This window comes from Kosakonia sp. H7A (assembly GCF_003028445.1).
In the GTDB taxonomy this organism is placed as follows: domain Bacteria; phylum Pseudomonadota; class Gammaproteobacteria; order Enterobacterales; family Enterobacteriaceae; genus Kosakonia; species Kosakonia radicincitans.
Genome location: NZ_PYTZ01000001.1, coordinates 845,444 through 864,867, shown reverse-complemented (window position 1 = coordinate 864,867; position 19,424 = coordinate 845,444). Strand labels below are relative to the sequence as shown.

General features: G+C 54.2%; 12 protein-coding genes. 8 read left to right on the top strand and 4 right to left on the bottom strand.

Annotated features, from left to right (window positions below):
- Positions 1-8 precede the first annotated feature (8 nt).
- The 7 genes from cmoM to CWM66_RS03980 all read left to right on the top strand — a co-directional run bounded on the left by cmoM (position 9) and on the right by CWM66_RS03980 (position 10,645).
- Entirely contained in the window at positions 9-803 is a 795-nt protein-coding gene (gene cmoM, locus CWM66_RS04015; protein ID WP_035885854.1) for a tRNA uridine 5-oxyacetic acid(34) methyltransferase CmoM, read from the top strand.
- Positions 796-2,118, top strand: coding sequence for a chromosome partition protein MukF (gene mukF / locus CWM66_RS04010; RefSeq protein ID WP_007374152.1), 1,323 nt, complete (start codon positions 796-798; stop codon positions 2,116-2,118). The genes cmoM and mukF overlap by 8 nt, the downstream gene beginning before the upstream one ends.
- Entirely contained in the window at positions 2,099-2,803 is a 705-nt protein-coding gene (gene mukE, locus CWM66_RS04005; RefSeq protein ID WP_007374153.1) for a chromosome partition protein MukE, read from the top strand. The genes mukF and mukE overlap by 20 nt, the downstream gene beginning before the upstream one ends.
- Entirely contained in the window at positions 2,803-7,251 is a 4,449-nt protein-coding gene (gene mukB, locus CWM66_RS04000) for a chromosome partition protein MukB (RefSeq protein ID WP_107146260.1), read from the top strand. The genes mukE and mukB overlap by 1 nt, the downstream gene beginning before the upstream one ends.
- Before the next feature lie 184 nt (positions 7,252-7,435).
- Positions 7,436-9,244, top strand: a complete 1,809-nt coding sequence (gene ldtD / locus CWM66_RS03995) for a L,D-transpeptidase (RefSeq protein WP_007374156.1) — start codon at positions 7,436-7,438, stop codon at positions 9,242-9,244.
- 188 nt (positions 9,245-9,432) lie between these two features.
- Positions 9,433-9,981: a YcbK family protein gene (locus CWM66_RS03985; RefSeq protein WP_007374157.1), complete on the top strand. Its 549-nt coding sequence runs from the start codon at positions 9,433-9,435 to the stop codon at positions 9,979-9,981.
- A gap of 16 nt (positions 9,982-9,997) precedes the next feature.
- Positions 9,998-10,645: an MBL fold metallo-hydrolase gene (locus CWM66_RS03980; RefSeq protein WP_007374158.1), complete on the top strand. Its 648-nt coding sequence runs from the start codon at positions 9,998-10,000 to the stop codon at positions 10,643-10,645.
- A gap of 45 nt (positions 10,646-10,690) precedes the next feature.
- On the opposite strand, the gene CWM66_RS03975 is transcribed toward CWM66_RS03980, so the two are convergent.
- The 4 genes from CWM66_RS03975 to pncB all read right to left on the bottom strand — a co-directional run bounded on the left by CWM66_RS03975 (position 10,691) and on the right by pncB (position 16,543).
- On the bottom strand, positions 10,691-11,881 hold the full coding sequence (locus CWM66_RS03975; RefSeq protein ID WP_007374159.1) for an amino acid aminotransferase: 1,191 nt from the start codon (positions 11,879-11,881) through the stop codon (positions 10,691-10,693).
- Positions 11,882-12,068: 187 nt separating this feature from the next.
- Positions 12,069-13,178, bottom strand: a complete 1,110-nt coding sequence (locus CWM66_RS03970; protein WP_107146259.1) for a porin — start codon at positions 13,176-13,178, stop codon at positions 12,069-12,071.
- A 600-nt stretch (positions 13,179-13,778) separates the two neighbouring features.
- A complete protein-coding gene (gene asnS / locus CWM66_RS03965; RefSeq protein ID WP_064567473.1) occupies positions 13,779-15,179 on the bottom strand; it encodes an asparagine--tRNA ligase in 1,401 nt (466 codons plus the stop codon).
- A 161-nt stretch (positions 15,180-15,340) separates the two neighbouring features.
- Positions 15,341-16,543: a nicotinate phosphoribosyltransferase gene (gene pncB / locus CWM66_RS03960; RefSeq protein WP_035885849.1), complete on the bottom strand. Its 1,203-nt coding sequence runs from the start codon at positions 16,541-16,543 to the stop codon at positions 15,341-15,343.
- A gap of 264 nt (positions 16,544-16,807) precedes the next feature.
- Between pncB and pepN the strand changes: the two genes are divergently transcribed.
- A complete protein-coding gene (pepN, locus tag CWM66_RS03955) occupies positions 16,808-19,420 on the top strand; it encodes an aminopeptidase N (protein WP_107146258.1) in 2,613 nt (870 codons plus the stop codon).
- The last annotated feature ends 4 nt before the right edge of the window (positions 19,421-19,424 follow it).

Below are 19,424 nucleotides of genomic sequence, written 5' to 3'. Positions count from 1 at the left end.
GAGCGTGCATGCAGGATCGTAACTTCGACGATATCGCGGAGAAATTCTCGCGCAACATCTACGGCACCACCAAAGGGCAGTTGCGTCAGGCGATCCTGTGGCAGGATCTGGATGCGCTGCTGGCAACGCGCGGCAATGTTCCGTTGCGGGTTCTGGATGCTGGCGGAGGTGAAGGGCAAACGGCGATTCGGATGGCGCAGTTGGGCCACCACGTTACCCTGTGCGATGTGTCGAAAGAGATGATCGCGCGCGCGCAAACCGCAGCAGAGGCGAAAGGTGTGAGCGGTAACATGCATTTTGTACAATGCGCCGTTCAGGATGTGGCTGAGCATTTGGAATCGCCCGTTGATCTGATATTGTTCCATGCTGTGCTTGAATGGGTAGCAGAACCAGTATTTGCGTTAGAAATATTGTGGTCGGTACTGCGCCCGGGCGGCGCGTTGTCGTTGATGTTTTATAATGCCGACGGTTTGCTAATGCACAATATGGTGGCAGGGAATTTCGACTACGTGAAAGCAGGTATGCCAAAACGTAAAAAACGCACCCTTTCCCCGGACTATCCGCGTAATCCTGCGGACGTTTACGGCTGGCTCGAACAGATTGGCTGGCACATTACCGGTAAAACCGGCGTACGGGTTTTTCACGATTATCTGCGTGAAAAACATCAACAGCACGACTGTTTTGACGCATTGCTTGAGCTTGAAACACGCTTTTGTCGTCAGGAGCCGTATATCAGCCTTGGCCGCTATATTCACGTGACAGCACTTAAGCCGCAAATCGATGGAAGGACAAACGATGAGTGAATTTTCCCAGACAGTCCCCGAACTGGTTGCCTGGGCCAGGAAAAATGATTTCTCCATCTCGCTGCCGGTCGACAGGCTCTCTTTTTTGCTGGCTATCGCCACGCTCAACGGTGAGCGTCTTGATGGCGAGATGAGCGAAGGTGAACTGGTGGACGCGTTTCGTCACGTCAGCGAGGCGTTTGAGCAAACCAGCGAAACTATCATTCAGCGCGCCAATAACGCTATCAATGACATGGTGCGTCAGCGTTTGTTAAACCGCTTTACCAGCGAACTGGTGGAAGGCAATGCGATCTACCGCCTGACGCCGCTAGGCATCGGCATCACTGATTACTACATCCGCCAGCGTGAATTCTCCACGCTGCGTCTCTCTATGCAGTTGTCGATTGTGGCAAGCGAGCTAAAACGCGCTGCTGACGCGGCGGAAGAGGGCGGTGACGAATTTCACTGGCATCGCAACGTCTTTGCGCCGCTGAAATATTCGGTGGCGGAGATTTTCGACAGCATCGATTTGACCCAGCGCTTAATGGATGAACAGCAACAGCAGGTGAAAGATGATATCGCCCAGTTACTCAATAAAGACTGGCGGGCGGCCATTTCCAGCTGTGAACTTTTGCTGTCAGAAACCTCCGGTACACTGCGTGAATTGCAGGATACGCTGGATGCCGCCGGAGACAAACTTCAGGCGAATCTGCTGAGCATTCAGGATGCCACCGTCGGCCGCGACGATCTGGAGTTCCTCGATCAACTGGTGTTCAACCTGCAAAGCAAGCTGGATCGCATCGTGAGCTGGGGCCAGCAGTCGATCGATCTGTGGATCGGTTACGACCGCCACGTGCACAAATTTATCCGTACCGCTATCGATATGGATAAAAACCGCGTCTTCGCTCAGCGTCTGCGCCAGTCGGTGCAGTCTTATTTTGATGCGCCGTGGGCATTGACCTACGCCAACGCCGACAGGCTGTTGGATATGCGCGACGAAGAGATGGCGCTACGCGATGAAGAGGTAACCGGCGAACTGCCGCCGGATCTGGAATTTGAAGAGTTTAATGAAATCCGTGAGCAACTGGCGGCAATGATTGAGCAGCAACTGGCGATTTATAAAACCAAAGGTGTGCCGCTGGATCTTGGGCTGGTTGCCCGCGAATATCTGACGCAGTATCCGCGTGTCCGGCATTTCGACATCGCGCGTATTGTCGTCGATCAGGCGGTACGTCTTGGCGTAGCGCAAGCAGATTTCACCGGACTGCCGCCGAAATGGCAGCCGATTAATGATTACGGAGCCAAGGTACAGGCGCATGTCATCGACAAATATTGAACAAGTGATGCCGGTTAAACTGGCGCAGGCGCTGGCTAACCCACTGTTTCCGGCGCTCGACAGCGCATTGCGCTCAGGACGGCATATCGGCCTTGACGAGCTGGATAATCACGCCTTTTTGATGGACTTTCAGGAGTATCTGGAAGAGTTTTACGCGCGTTACAACGTTGAGCTGATCCGTGCGCCGGAAGGTTTCTTCTATCTGCGCCCGCGCTCCACCACGCTGATCCCGCGTTCGGTGCTTTCCGAGCTGGATATGATGGTGGGTAAAATTCTCTGCTACCTGTACCTGAGCCCGGAGCGTCTGGCGAATGAAGGAATCTTCACGCAGCAGGAGTTGTATGACGAACTGCTGTCGCTGGCTGATGAACCGAAACTGTTGAAACTGGCCAACAACCGCTCAACCGGCTCCGATCTTGACCGGCAGAAGTTGCAGGAAAAGGTTCGCTCCTCGCTCAACCGTCTGCGTCGCCTTGGCATGATCTGGTTTATGGGCAATGACAGCAGCAAATTCCGCATCACGGAATCGGTGTTCCGCTTTGGCGCAGATGTCCGCTCCGGCGACGATCCGCGCGAAGCGCAACTGCGTATGATCCGCGATGGTGAAGCCATGCCAGTCGAAAACCACTTGCAGCTCAATGATGAGCCTGAAGAAAATCAGCCGGATAGCTCGGAGGAAGAGTAATGATCGATCGCGGTAAATTTCGTTCGCTAACGCTGATTAACTGGAACGGCTTTTTTGCCCGCACCTTTGACCTGGATGAGCTGGTTACCACGCTTTCCGGGGGGAACGGCGCCGGGAAATCCACCACCATGGCGGCGTTTGTTACGGCGCTGATCCCCGATCTGACGCTGCTGCACTTCCGTAACACCACCGAAGCGGGCGCAACCTCCGGCTCCCGTGATAAAGGGCTGCACGGTAAGCTGAAAGCCGGTGTCTGTTATTCGGTGCTGGATGTGATCAACTCCCGCCATCAGCGCGTGCTGGTGGGCGTGCGTCTGCAACAGGTCGCCGGGCGCGATCGCAAAGTGGATATTAAACCTTTCGCCATTCAGGGCTTGCCGACCTCCGTCCTGCCAACGCAGTTGCTGACCGAAACGCTGAACGAGCGCCAGGCGCGCGTACTGTCGTTACAGGAAGTGAAAGACAAACTGGATGCGATGGAAGGTGTGCAGTTTAAGCAGTTCAACTCCATCACTGATTACCACGCGCTGATGTTCGATCTGGGCATTGTCGCGCGTCGTCTGCGTTCCGCATCGGATCGCAGCAAATTCTATCGCCTGATCGAAGCCTCGCTGTACGGCGGGATTTCCAGCGCCATCACCCGTTCGCTGCGCGACTATCTGTTGCCGGAAAACAGCGGCGTGCGTAAAGCGTTCCAGGATATGGAAGCGGCGCTGCGCGAAAACCGAATGACGCTGGAAGCGATTCGCGTGACTCAGTCGGATCGCGATCTGTTCAAACATTTGATCAGCGAAGCCACCAACTATGTGGCAGCGGATTATATGCGCCACGCCAATGAGCGCCGCGTGCATCTGGATAAAGCGCTGGAGTTCCGCCGGGATCTGTTTACCTCGCGCCAGCAGCTGGCGACCGAGCAGTATAAGCATGTCGATATGGCGCGCGAACTGGCAGAGCATGCTGGTGCGGAAGGCGATCTGGAAGCCGATTACCAGGCGGCCAGCGATCACCTGAACCTGGTGCAAACGGCGCTGCGGCAGCAGGAAAAAATCGAGCGCTACGAATCGGATCTCGAAGAGTTACAGATTCGTCTCGAAGAGCAGCATGAAGTGGTGGCTGAAGCCGCCGAGCGCCAGGAAGAGAACGAAGCCCGCGCTGAAGCCGCCGAGCTGGAAGTGGATGAGCTGAAAAACCAGCTTGCCGATTACCAGCAGGCGCTGGATGTACAGCAAACCCGCGCTATCCAGTACAACCAGGCGTTGCAGGCGCTGGAGCGGGCAAAAGATCTGTGCCGTCTGCCGGATCTGACGTCGGAAACCGCTGCTGAATGGCTGGAAACTTTCCAGGCCAAAGAGCAGGAAGCGACCGAAAAACTGCTGTTGCTGGATCAGAAATTAAGCGTTGCGCAGACCGCGCACAGCCAGTTCGAGCAGGCTTATCAACTGGTGGCCGCCATCAACGGTCCGCTGGCGCGTAATGAAGCCTGGGAAGTGGCGCGCGAGTTGCTGCGCGATGGGGTAAATCAGCGCCATCTGGCTGAACAGGTGCAGCCGCTGCGCATGCGTCTGAACGAGCTGGAACAGCGTCTGCGCGAGCAGCAGGAAGCCGAGCGCCTGTTCGCCGAGTTCTGCAAGCGTCAGGGCAAACAGTATGACGTCGAAGAGCTGGATAACCTGCATCAGGAGCTGGAGGCGCAAATTGCTGCGCTTTCCGATAACGTTGCCGCTGCCGGTGAACAGCGTCTTGCGCTGCGCCAGGAGCTGGAACAACTGCAATCGCGCATTCAGACGCTAACCAAACGCGCGCCGGTATGGCTGGCGGCGCAGAGCAGCCTGACGCAACTGAGCGAGCAGAGCGGCGAAGCGTTCGAATCTGGCCAGCAAGTAACGGAATACCTGCAACAATTGCTGGAGCGTGAACGCGAAGCGATCGTTGAGCGTGATGAAGTTGGCGCGCGTAAACGTGCTGTTGATGATGAAATTGAACGTTTAAGCCAGCCTGGCGGCGCGGAAGATAGTCGTCTGAACGCGCTGGCGGAACGCTTCGGCGGTGTGTTGCTGTCGGAAATTTATGACGATGTCAGTATTGATGATGCGCCCTATTATTCAGCGCTGTATGGCCCGTCGCGTCACGCCATCGTGGTTCCTGATTTGTCGCAGGTGGCGGAGATGCTGGAAGGGCTGGAAGATTGCCCGGAAGATCTCTATCTGATTGAAGGGGATCCGCAATCCTTCGACGATAGCGTGTTCGCCGTCGACGAGCTGGAAAAAGCGGTGGTGGTGAAAATTGCCGATCGCCAGTGGCGTTATTCGCGTTTCCCGACGCTGCCGCTGTTTGGTCGTGCGGCGCGAGAAAGCCGTATCGAAAGCCTGCACGCCGAGCGTGAAGAGTTGGCCGAGCGTTTTGCAACGCTCTCTTTCGATGTGCAAAAAACGCAGCGTCTGCATCAGGCATTCAGCCGCTTTATCGGCAGCCATCTGGCGGTTGCCTTTGAGGACGATCCGGAAGCGGAAATCCGCACGCTCAACAGTCGCCGCGGCGAGCTGGAACGTGCTATCAGCAACCATGAAAATGACAACCAGCAAAACCGCGTGCAGTTTGAGCAGGCGAAAGAGGGCGTTGCCCAGCTTAACCGCCTGCTGCCGCGCGTGAATTTGCTGGCTGACGATACGCTGGCCGATCGTGTTGATGAAATACAGGAACGCCTGGACGAAGCGCAGGAAGCCGCGCGCTTTATTCAGCAGTTTGGCAACCAACTGGCAAAACTGGAACCGGTCGTTTCGATACTGCAAAGCGACCCGGAACAGTTCGAGCAGTTAAAAGCCGATTATGCCGCATCCCAACAGGTGCAACGCGACGCTCGTCAGCAAGCGTTTGTGCTGGCGGAAGTGGTACAGCGCCGAGCGCACTTCAGCTACTCCGATTCGGCGGAGATGTTCAACGGCAATAACGATCTGAACGAGAAGCTGCGTCAGCGTCTGGAGCAGGCTGAAGCCGAACGTACCCGGGCGCGTGAAGCGATGCGCAGCCACGCCGCGCAGTTCAGCCAGTACAACCAGGTGCTGGCTTCACTGAAAAGTTCGTTTGATACCAAAAAAGAGCTGCTTAACGATCTGCAAAAAGAGTTGCAGGAGATCGGCGTGCGCGCCGACGGCGGCGCGGAAGAGCGGGCGCGTATTCGCCGTGATGAACTGCATACGCAACTTTCCACGAACCGCGCGCGTCGCAATCAACTGGAAAAAGCGCTCACCTTCTGTGAAGCGGAGATGGATAACCTGACCCGCAAACTGCGTCGCCTGGAGCGCGATTATCACGAAATGCGCGAGCAGGTGGTCACGGCAAAAGCGGGCTGGTGTGCGGTGATGCGCATGGTGAAAGACAATGGCGTCGAGCGCCGTCTGCACCGTCGCGAGCTGGCCTATCTCTCTGCTGACGAACTGCGATCCATGTCGGATAAAGCGCTGGGTGCGCTGCGTCTGGCGGTGGCGGATAACGAACATCTGCGCGATGTGCTGCGTATGTCGGAAGATCCAAAGCGTCCGGAACGTAAGATCCAGTTCTTTGTCGCGGTGTATCAGCATCTGCGCGAACGTATCCGTCAGGATATTATTCGCACTGACGATCCGGTTGAAGCGATCGAACAGATGGAGATCGAGCTGAGCCGTCTGACGGAAGAGCTGACCTCGCGCGAGCAGAAGCTGGCTATCAGCTCCCGCAGCGTAGCGAACATTATCCGCAAAACCATTCAGCGTGAGCAGAACCGTATTCGCATGCTGAACCAGGGGCTGCAAAGCGTTTCGTTTGGTCAGGTCAAAAGCGTGCGGCTGAACGTGAACGTGCGGGAAACCCACGCGACGTTGCTGACGGTGCTTTCTGAACAACATGAACAGCATCAGGATCTGTTTAACAGTAACCGCCTGACCTTCTCGGAAGCGCTGGCGAAACTCTATCAGCGTCTGAACCCGCAAATCGATATGGGCCAGCGGACGCCGCAAACCATCGGTGAAGAGCTGCTCGACTACCGCAACTATCTGGAGATGGAAGTGGAAGTTAACCGCGGTTCCGACGGCTGGCTGCGTGCGGAATCGGGCGCGCTGTCGACTGGTGAAGCGATCGGTACCGGGATGTCGATTCTGGTGATGGTGGTGCAGAGCTGGGAAGACGAAGCCCGTCGTCTGCGCGGCAAAGACATTTCACCGTGCCGCCTGCTGTTCCTCGACGAAGCGGCGCGTCTTGATGCCCGCTCCATCGCAACGCTGTTTGAGCTGTGCGAACGTCTGGAGATGCAGCTGATTATCGCAGCACCGGAAAATATCAGTCCGGAAAAAGGCACCACCTACAAACTGGTGCGTAAAGTCTTCCAGAATCATGAGCATGTACACGTCGTGGGGCTGCGCGGTTTTGCCGCCCAACTGCCGGAAACGCTCCCTGGTACGGCGGATGCCTCTTAACGGTCGGGCAGATTACAAAGGCGACAGCGATGTCGCCTTTTTTATTACAGAAAGGGGCGCTGCGGCCTGTGTTTCATCTTTAAATTTCTTTACATTAGGCAAGGCAAATGCTTTTTTGTCTTTATATACTGAAAAAAGGTGACGCACACGTCACGAGCAATGTGAGAGAAACAGGGGGCAAGGGATGTTGCTTAAGAAGTTAAATGGTCGTCGGATGTCAGCGCTGAGTTTGTGCCTGGCACTGGCATTTGCTCCACTGTTCAGCGTACAGGCCGATGAGCCTGAAATGGTGCCGGTTGATAGTTCCGCCACGCCGGGCGATCAGCCGACCGTGTTACAGCAGCCGCAGGCACAATCGCCTGCTACCGCTATGTTAATCGGCGTGAAGCCTTATCCTGCCGATGTTTCTGTGGCAGATGTTCGCGCACAGTTGCAGTCGCAATTGCCTGCCAACTGGACACCCATCTATATGAATCAACTGGCGGCCCTGTATGCGGCGCGCGGCCAGAAACCCATGTGGGATAACCGCGATGCGGTGCAGGCGTTTCAACAGCAACTGGCGGAAGTGGCGATTGCCGGTTTCCAGCCGCAATTTACCACCTGGGTTGAGCTGTTAACCGACCCAGGTGTTTCCGGTATGGCGCGTGATGTGGTGCTCTCTGACGCCATGCTGGGCTATCTGCATTTTGTTGCCGGTATTCAGGCGAAAGGCCAGCGCTGGCTTTATAGCGACAAACCCTATGCGCTGGCAACACCGGCGATTTCAGTGATCAATCAATGGCAACTGGCGCTGGATAACGGTTCGCTGCCGTCATTCATCCAGAGCCTTGCGCCACACCATCCGCAATATGCCGCCATGCACCAGTCATTGCTGACGCTGGTGGGGGATTCTCGCCCGTGGCCGCAAATCGCCAGTAACGTCACGCTGCGACCAGGACAGTGGAGCAACGATGTTCCTGCGTTGCGTGAGATCCTGCAACGTACCGGCATGCTGGAGGGTGGGCCGAACATCGTGCTGCCAGGCGATCAGGTAGCGGTCAGCACATCCTCCCCAGCATCGACCAGGAAAAAAACACCGACGCGTGCTGCGGCTTACGATCGGCAACTGGTTGAGGCCGTAAAACGCTTTCAGGCCTGGCAGGGGCTGCATGCCGATGGCGTGATTGGTCAGGGCACACGTGACTGGCTGAATGTCAGCCCGTCGCAGCGCGCTGCATTACTGGCGCTCAATATCCAACGGCTGCGTTTGCTGCCGGCGACGCTTTCCACCGGCATTATGGTGAATATTCCGGAATACTCGCTGGTTTATTATCTCAACGGCAGCCAGGTGCTGGCGTCGCGGGTGATTGTCGGACGTCCCGATCGCAAAACGCCGATGATGAGCAGCGCACTGAACAATGTGGTGGTCAATCCGCCGTGGAATGTACCGCCGACGCTGGCGCGCCAGGATATTCTTCCGAAGGTTCTGAACGATCCGACATACCTTGAACGCCACGGTTATACCGTGCTGCGCGGCTGGAACAGCAAAGAGGCCATCGACCCGTCAATGGTTGATTGGGCGACGATCACGCCATCGAATTTACCGTTCCGTTTCCAGCAGGCGCCAGGCGTACAGAACTCCCTTGGCCGTTATAAATTCAATATGCCGAGCTCTGATGCCATCTATTTGCATGACACGCCGAACCATAACCTGTTCCAGAAAGAGACGCGGGCACTGAGTTCTGGCTGCGTGCGGGTGAATAAGGCGTCTGAACTGGCAAATATGTTGCTGCAGGATGCCGGATGGAACGATACGCGTATCTCCGATGCCTTAAAGCAGGGAGATACCCGCTACGTGAATATTCGACACAATATCCCCGTTAATCTCTACTATCTGACCGCGTTTGTGGGGGCCGATGGTCGCACGCAGTATCGTACAGATATTTACAATTACGATCTTACTGCGCGATCGGGCGCACAAATCTTGCCAAAAGCTGAACAATTAATCAGATAAATGAAGCAGTTTGGCAAATAGCATTGTCGTAATAACTGGCAATAAACGGGCTTTGTAAGCTCCAAAGCCCGTCGTTGCTGGGGGGAGGCTGCCTTGACGCGGCGTTTATAGCCCGGTAAGGTGCCTTTCGTGCGCTAAAGAAGTGCATAAATTACGTTTAACTTTGCTTATCTATAGAATTTATTATCATGGATAAATTTGACGCTAATCGCCGCAAACTGCTGGCGTTGGGTGGGGTTGCTCTTGGCGCCGCCATGTTACCAACACAGGCGTTTGCTACCCTTTCCACGCCACGACCGCGTATTCTGACGCTGAATAATCTGAATACCGGAGAGTCTATTAAAGCTGAGTTCTTTGATGGCAGAGGCTATATTCAGGATGAATTAGCAAAACTGAATCATTTTTTCCGTGATTACCGCGCGAATAAAATTAAAACCATCGATCCTCAACTGTTTGACCACCTCTTTCGCCTGCAGGGGCTGCTGGGAACACGCAAGCCTGTGCAACTCATTTCCGGCTATCGTTCTGTTGATACCAATAATGAACTACGCGCGCACAGCCGCGGCGTGGCGAAACAGAGTTACCACACCAAAGGCCAGGCCATGGATTTCCATATTGAAGGGATTGCTCTGAGTAATATTCGCAAAGCAGCGTTATCTCTGCGCGCGGGTGGTGTAGGATACTACCCCAGCAGCAACTTTGTGCATATTGATACCGGGCCGGTGCGGCACTGGTAAACCTCAGAGGAGCAGTATGAACTATCGTATTATTCCGGTTACCGCGTTCTCACAGAATTGTTCGTTAATCTGGTGTGAACAGACTCAACTTGCCGCCGTGGTCGATCCTGGCGGTGATGCACAGCGTATTATCGCCGAAGTGGATGCTTCCGGCGTGACGCTGACGCAAGTTCTGCTCACGCATGGTCATCTTGATCATGTGGGTGCGGCAGCCGAAGTGGCGCAGCATTACGATGTGCCGATTATTGGCCCGGAAAAAAATGATGAGTTCTGGTTGCAGGGGCTGCCCGCCCAAAGCCGGATGTTTGGTCTGGATGATTGCCCGCCGCTGACGCCCGACCGCTGGTTAAATGAAGGCGATACGGTTACCGTCGGTAAGGTGACATTACAGGTATTGCATTGCCCGGGTCATACGCCGGGACATGTGGTGTTTTTTGATGCGCAGTCGCGTTTGCTGGTTTCTGGCGATGTGATCTTTAAAGGCGGCGTTGGGCGCAGCGATTTCCCGCAGGGGAATCATGCGCAGTTGATTGATTCAATCAAACGTAAATTGCTGCCTCTTGGCGATGACATCACCTTTATTCCTGGACACGGGCCAATGTCGACGCTGGGCAATGAACGGCTGCACAACCCGTTCCTGCAGGATGAATTACCGGTGTGGTAAATAAAAAAGGGTCGCTTCGGCGACCCTTTCTGCATGCGTGACATTTTACAGCACGGCGACAATTGCTTCGCACAGCGGCGACATATTATCCGGCGTCATACCTGCGACGTTAATACGCCCGGAAGCGACAGCGTAAATGCCAAACTCTTCGCGCAAACGCAGCACCTGCTCTTTAGTCAGGCCGCTGAACGAGAACATACCGTTCTGACGGGTAATAAAGCTGAAATCGCGATTAGCCCCTTTCTCCTGCAGCGTATTCACAAACAGCAGGCGCATACGCTGAATACGCTGGCGCATATCGGTCAGCTCCTGTTCCCAGATCGCGCGCAGTGCGTCATTGCTGAGAATGGTTGCCACGATAGAAGCGCCATGTGCTGGTGGATTGGAGTAGTTGGCGCGGATCACGGATTTCATCTGGCTGAAGGCGCGATCGGCGCTTTCTGCATCCGCCGCGACCAGCGTACAGGCGCCGACACGCTCGCTGTAGAGACCGAAGTTTTTGGAGAATGAGCTGGCGACGAGAAATTCTTTATGCAGCGCTGCGAACGCACGCAGGCCTTCAGCATCTTCTTCCAGACCGCGGGCAAACCCCTGATAGGCGAAATCGAACAGCGGCAACCAGCCTTTCTCAATGGAGAGTTTCGCCAGTGTTTCCCACTGCTCAAGTGTAGGATCGATACCCGTCGGGTTATGGCAGCAACCATGGAACAGCACCACATCGCCAGCTTGCGCATTGTTCAGGCTCGCCAGCATGCCGTCGAAATCCAGCGCATGGTTCTGCGCATCGTAATAGTTATATTCGCAGACTTCGAGGCCAGCGGAGTTAAAGACGCCTTTATGGTTCGGCCAGCTTGGATTGCTTACCCAGACGCGCTTAACGGAGGTGTTTTTGGCAAGGAAATCTGCCGCGACGCGCAGCCCGCCGGTGCCGCCCGGAGTCTGTGCGGTACGTGCACGTTTGTCATTGATAATCGCGCTGCCTTTGCCGAACAGCAGTTCCTGGGTGCAACGGCCAAACTCAGGAATACCATCAATGCTGAGGTAGTTCTTGGTGGCTTCATTTTCCAGCAGGTACTGTTCTGCTTTCTTCACGCTGGTTAATACCGGGGTCTTGCCGGTTTCATCTTTATAAACACCGATCCCTAAGTTGATTTTATTGGGGCGTTCATCGGCGCGAAACAGATCGGCCAGACCCAGAATAGGGTCGGCAGGGGCAGCGGTTATATTCTCAAACATGACGAGGTTCCATTTTGATGACAGAAGGGAGATCCGCTATCAGGGTAACGGCTGACGCAAGAATTGCCAACCGTTTGCGATAAAAAGCGCGATGCTTTTCAAAAGTCGTCGGCATTTTTGTTTCAGGCATAAAAAAACAGGGCCGGAGCCCTGTTTGATATGCATATAACAGTCGAGGGGTGACTGATTAGAACTGGTAGGTCACGCCAACAGCAGCCATGTCGTCGTTGCCGTTGATGCCGCCAACAGATTCAGCATAGGCAGAATCTTTGTCCAGCAGGTTGATATAGTAGTCAACCCACACGTTGAAGTTTTTGTTGAAGTAGTAGGTTGCGCCAACCTGGATGAATTTAGCCAGGTCTGCATCGCCACCGGTAAAGGTGCCGCTTGCGGACAGATCTTTACCTTTGGTCTGCACGTAAGAGATTGCCGGACGCAGGCCGAAGTCGAACTGGTATTGAGCTACAACTTCGAAGTTCTGAGTTTTGTTAGCGAAACCAGCATCACCATCGGAACCAGTACGAGTGGTGTTACGGGTTTCAGCGTAGGTGCTCGCAAGGTAGATGTTGTTTGCGTCGTATTTCACGCCAACACCCCAAGTTTCAGCTTTATCGCCCTTGCCATCAGCTTTCTGTGCAACAGTACGGTTTGCATTGCTGTAAGCAGCGATCAGACCAACACCGTTACCGAAGTCATAGCCAGCGGAGTAACCAACGCCGTCACCATTGGATTCTTCAACGTCATCTGCACGTTCGTTTTTACCCTGGTACTGAACGCCGAAGCTCAAACCATCAACCAGACCGAAGAAGTTGCTATTACGGTAGGTCAACAGGCCAGTAGAACGGCTGGTTTGGAAGTTATCAACATAGTTGCCACCCCAAGTCATACCGGAGTAAGACGGCGCCATATCGGTGAAAGATTCAACATCGTATGCGATACCGTAGTTACGGCCATAATCGATAGAACCTGCATCCTTAACTTTCAGACCAGCAAAGGCCAGACGGTTGCGGGTAGCGGTACCAGAAGTACCTTCAGCGCCGTTTGCTTTTGCACGGTATTCCCATTGGCCATAACCAGTCAGGATATCATTAATCTGAGTTTCGCCTTTGAAACCAATCTGTGCATAAGTCTGATCGCTGTTATTTGTATCACCAGTAGTGGTGAAATCGTGTTCAGCGTTAACTTTACCGTAGAAATCCAGTTTGTTGCCGTTTTTGTTATAGATCTCAGCAGCGTTAGCTGCACCCGCTACCAGCAGGGCAGGGATAACCACTGCCAGGATATTGCGCTTCATCATTATTTATTACCCTCATTGGTTTTTTTTGGACACCTGCCACTGCCGCCAATAATTTCCGTCAATAAAAATTTACGGAACTATTGATGAGAGTTTGGTGTCTTTCTGTGTCTGAGAGGCATCTTTCCAAACATATAATCGTTTCGCTAGCCTGAAAGTGCTACAAATGTCTTAAAGCGGTAACAAAAAGAAATATTGTGTAAAAAAGTATGAATTTAAGGGAACTTTGTGAACCATCTCAAAGTTCAGCACCAACCGCTGATAAAAACGGCACTCCCATTCCTATTTATATGAATTACTTATATTTAATTGAGATAATAGCTTTTCCTGGTCCGGAACCATTCTCATCTTGCTTTTTCTTATGACAGAGTTTAGCCATCCGGATAGCTGTGTGTTTTTTGTCCAAATGTGCTAATTAACAGCCAGACATATCCCGCAATAACTCCGCCGGTCGTTTTTTGTTCAGACTTATTTCAGGCGTAAAAATGTGCAAAGAAAGGTAAGGGGGTAGGATTGCCGACGAGGATGTCGAAAAGTTGTTAACGAAAGTTGACAGGAAAAGGATAAGAAAAAGCCAGCGTTGAAGCTGGCTTTTTATGTTTATCAGAATGTCGCGCTGCGCGGCGTGCGCGGGAACGGAATCACGTCACGAACGTTCTGTACGCCAGTGACATAGGCGATCAGACGCTCGAAGCCAAGGCCGAAACCAGAGTGCGGAACCGTGCCGTAACGACGCAGATCGCGATACCACCAGTAGTCCTCTTTATTCAGACCCATTTCGGCCATACGCGCATCCAGCACATCAAGACGCTCCTCACGCTGCGAACCACCGATGATTTCACCGATGCCCGGCGCCAGCACGTCCATCGCGGCAACGGTTTTACCGTCATCGTTCAGGCGCATATAGAATGCTTTAATATCTTTCGGGTAGTTTTTCACCACCACCGGCGCTTTAAAGTGTTTCTCTGCCAGATAGCGTTCATGCTCGGAGGCCAGGTCAACGCCCCAGTAAACCGGGTTCTCGAATTTCTCGCCGCATTTTTCAAGAATAGCGACGGCGTCGGTGTAGTCCACCTGCGCGAAATCCGCTGCGATGAAACGCTCAAGACGACCAATTGCGTCTTTATCGACGCGCTCCTCGAAGAACTTCAGATCGTCGAGACGCTCTTCCAGCACCGCTTTGAAGGCATATTTCAGCATGGCTTCTGCCAGACGGGCGTTATCGTCGAGGTCGGCGAATGCCATTTCCGGTTCCAGCATCCAGAACTCTGCCAGGTGGCGGCTGGTGTTGGAGTTTTCAGCGCGGAAGGTTGGGCCGAAGGTATACACTTTTGACAGGGCGCAGGCATAAGTTTCAGCGTTCAACTGGCCAGAAACGGTCAGGAAAGCTTCTTTGCCGAAAAAGTCCTTATCAAAATCGACTTTGCCTTCTGCGGTACGCGGCAGGTTTTCCATGTCCAGCGTGGAGACGCGGAACATTTCGCCGGCACCTTCGGTATCCGATGCGGTAATCAGCGGTGAGGAGACCCAGAAAAAGCCCTGCTCGTCGAAGAAACGATGCAGCGCCTGCGCCAGCGTATGGCGAACGCGGGCCACCGCGCCAATCAGGTTGGTGCGAGGACGCAGGTGCGCAACTTCACGCAGATACTCAATGCTGTGGCGTTTTGCCGCCATCGGATAGGTATCCGGATCTTCAACCCAGCCGGTCACTTCAACAGAGGTGGCCTGAATTTCCAGACTCTGACCTTCCCCCGGAGATGCAACCACTTTACCGGTGACGATCACTGAGCAACCGGTGGTCAGACGCAAAACGTCCTGATTGTAATTGGGCAGAGAATTATTAATAACGGCCTGTACAGGATTAAAGCAGGAGCCGTCATAAACGGCGAGGAAGGAGATACCAGCTTTAGAATCTCGGCGGGTGCGTACCCATCCGCGCACGGTGACTTCACTGTCAACGGCAACGCGGCCATGGAATACGTCGGCTACAGGCACAACGCTCATAATATTCTCTCTATTAATAGTCGGAAAAAATAAACACTTTGTCCGCCCAAAAAGACGGGGTTTTCTATGTTACCTGGCGTGCGCCATCAGACAAGCAGAATTAGCAAGGAAGCATTAATAAATTATCGGAAAAAAGAAGGGAGCCGTCGGCTCCCTTGTGATTAGCTGGCCTTTCTGACCTGTGGCAGGTCGAAGGCTTCGCGCAGCGCGCGGACGAAGGCCTTATCGTGGCAGATGGTTTTGCCGGGGCTGTCAGATAATTTCGCCACCGGTTTTCCATTGCACTCCACCAGCTTGATAACAATATTGAGCGGCTTCACGCCCGGAATATCGCAGGTGAGACGCGTCCCGATACCAAAACCGAGTTTAACGCGGGAGGCAAAGTGACGATAGAGGTCGAGTGCTTTCGTCAAATCGAGGTTATCGGAGAAGATTAGCGTCTTCGACAGCGGATCGATGCCGAGTTTTTCATAATGAGCAATGGCTTTTTCGCCCCATTCGACCGGATCGCCTGAATCATGACGCAGGCCCTGGTAACGCGTGGCGAATTCTGCACCGAAGTCGCGTAAAAACGCATCCATCGTAATGCAGTCGGTCAGCGCAATCCCCAACTGGTTGGGATACTCCTCCAGCCATGCAGCTAACGCCGCGCGCTGGCTGGTGGCCAGATCCGGGCTGATTTGCTGGTGCGCCTGGAACCATTCATGTGCCTGTGTACCCATCGGCGTCAGCGACAGGCGACGCGCCAGATCGTAATTACTGGTGCCAATAAACCACGGTTCCTGTTGCAGACGTTCCACAATCGCTTGCTGCACATCGCGGGAGAAGCGACGGCGGGTGCCGAAATCCATCAGCCGGAAACCGGACATATCCAACTGTTCTGAGCGAACAGCAAAATCCGCCAGTTTTTCTTCCAGATGCAGCAGAGCCTGCTGCACGCCAGCCTGCGGCGAACGGCAGCGGTGAACCACTTCACTGATCACCGCCAGCAGCGGAACTTCCCACATAATGACTTCACGCCACGGCCCGGAAAGGCGGATATGCAGCTTGCCGTTGTCATTATTGATCGTCACTTGTTGCGGATCGTAACGAAACTCCCGCAGCCAGTTGAGGTAATCGGTTTTGAAGAAGGGGAGGCCGGAGAGCCACTGGTACTCGTCATCCTGCAAGCGCAGATGCTGCATCGCATCAACTTGTTCGCGGATAGCATCGGCGTAGATACCCAGCAGATCGTCGCCGCGGCAGCGGAATTCAGCCGTGACGTGCACGTCATAATAATGATGGAACACCGCTTGCTGCATATGCAGCTTATAGGCGTCGGTATCCAGCAGCGTTTGCAGACCAGGGAAAGCGAGTTGAGTCATGGTGCGCAGTAGCATCCTCTTACAGGAGCGTTTAGTACAATAAACAAAGCAGGTCGTCGCTGGAGTATACCTTGTTTACCAGGTTATTGAACCCTGATCACACCATATCGTGCTGAAAGGGTCGATGGCATTTTGTGCCTCTTGTTATAAAAATGTAGCAAGCAGAGCTTTTCCCTCTGAAAAGATGAACATTCTACATGGCGCGATTTGGGCAACCGGAATAGACTGGAGTCGTAACCAAACAGAAGATGCTAAAGGTTTTTTATGACACAACAGCCACAAGCCAAATACCGCCACGATTACCGTGCGCCGGATTACCTGATTAGCGATATTGACTTGACCTTTGATCTTGATGCCGCAAAAACCGTCGTTACCGCATTAAGTACCGTGTCACGCCATAGCGCCTCTGCGACGCCGCTGCGCCTTGATGGAGGCGAGCTGAAACTGATTTCAGTGCATGTCAATGATGAACCCTGGACCAACTATAAAGAAGAAGGCTCCCGGCTGGTTCTCGATGGCCTGCCGGAACGCTTTACTCTGCGCATTGTGAATGAGATCAGCCCTGCGGCGAATACCGCGCTGGAAGGGCTTTATCAGTCCGGCGAAGCGCTGTGTACGCAGTGTGAAGCCGAAGGTTTCCGCCATATTACCTGGTATCTCGATCGCCCGGACGTGCTGGCCCGCTTTACCACCAAACTGATCGCCGATAAATCCCGCTACCCGTTCCTGCTGTCGAACGGCAACCGCGTGGCGCAGGGCGAGCTGGAGAATGGCCGTCACTGGGTACAGTGGCAGGATCCGTTCCCGAAACCGTGCTATCTGTTTGCGCTGGTGGCCGGTGATTTTGACGTCCTGCGCGATACCTTTACTACCCGCTCCGGGCGTGAAGTCGCGCTGGAGCTGTATGTCGATCGCGGCAACCTCGATCGCGCGCCGTGGGCGATGACCTCGCTGAAAAACTCGATGAAGTGGGATGAGCAGCGTTTCGGTCTGGAATACGATCTCGACATCTATATGATCGTCGCTGTCGACTTCTTTAATATGGGGGCGATGGAGAATAAAGGGCTGAATATCTTCAACTCTAAATATGTTCTTGCCCGCACCGATACCGCTACGGATAAAGATTATCTCGATATTGAGCGCGTTATCGGCCACGAGTATTTTCACAACTGGACCGGTAACCGCGTGACCTGCCGGGACTGGTTCCAGCTCAGCCTGAAAGAGGGGCTGACAGTCTTCCGCGACCAGGAGTTCAGCTCCGATCTGGGTTCCCGCGCTGTTAACCGCATTAACAACGTTCGTACCATGCGCGGCCTGCAATTCGCCGAAGACGCCAGCCCGATGGCGCACCCGATCCGTCCGGACAAAGTTATCGAGATGAATAACTTCTATACCCTGACGGTGTATGAAAAGGGTGCGGAAGTGATCCGCATGATGCACACGCTGCTTGGCGAAGCGAATTTCCAGAAAGGGATGCAGCTCTACTTTGAACGTCATGACGGCAGCGCAGCGACCTGTGACGACTTCGTGCAGGCGATGGAAGATGCGTCGAATGTCGATCTGTCGCATTTCCGCCGTTGGTACAGCCAGGCCGGTACGCCGATTGTAACGGTGTCTGACGATTACAACCCGAATACCGAGCAGTACACGCTGACCATCAGCCAGCGCACACCGCCAACGGCCGAGCAGCAGGAGAAACAGCCGCTGCACATTCCGTTCGATATCGAACTGTACGATAACGAAGGCAAGGTGATCCCGCTGCAGAAAGATGGCCACCCGGTTCATCATGTGCTGAATGTCACTCAGGCCGAGCAGACCTTTATTTTCGACAATATCTACTTCCAGCCGGTACCCTCGCTGCTGCGTGAGTTTTCCGCGCCGGTGAAACTGGAATATAAATGGAGCGATCAGCAGTTAACCTTCCTGATGCGTCATGCCAGCAATGATTTCTCGCGTTGGGACGCGGCGCAAAGCCTGCTGGCTACGCACATCAAACTGAATGTTGCGCGCCATCAGCAAGGCCAGGCGCTGTCGCTGCCGCTGCATGTTGCCGACGCGTTCCGCGCCATTTTGCTTGATGAGCAGATCGATCCGGCGCTGGCCGCTGAGATCCTCACGCTGCCATCAGCGAATGAAATTGCCGAACTGTTTGACATCATCGATCCGCTGGCGATTGCTGCCGTTCGCGAAGCGTTAACCCGTACGCTGGCGACAGAGCTGGCTGATGAGTTCCTGGCGATTTATCACGCTCACAAACTCGACCGCTACCAGGTTGAACATGCCGATATCGGCAAGCGTTCCCTGCGTAACACCGCGCTGCGCTACCTGGCGTTCGGCGATGCACAGCTGGCCGACAAGCTGGTCAGCCAGCAGTACCACGATGCGGACAATATGACGGATGCGCTGGCCGCGCTCTCTGCTGCTGTTGCCGCGCAGCTTCCGTGCCGCGATGCGCTGATGCAGGAGTACGATGACAAGTGGCATCAGGACGGTCTGGTGATGGATAAATGGTTCATCCTGCAGGCGACAAGCCCGGCGGATAACGTGCTGGAAACAGTACGCAGCCTGCTGAAACACCGCTCGTTCTCTCTGAGCAACCCGAACCGTATTCGCTCGCTGATCGGCGCCTTTGCTGGCAGCAACCCGGCGGCGTTCCACGCGCAGGATGGTAGCGGCTATCAGTTCCTGGTGGAAATGTTAACCGAGCTGAACAGCCGCAACCCGCAAGTGGCATCGCGTTTGATTGAGCCGCTGATCCGCCTGAAACGTTATGACAGCAAACGTCAGGCGCTAATGCGTGCAGCACTGGAACAGCTGAAAGCGCTGCCGAATCTCTCCGGCGATCTGTTTGAGAAAGTCAGCAAAGCGCTGGCGTGATGCT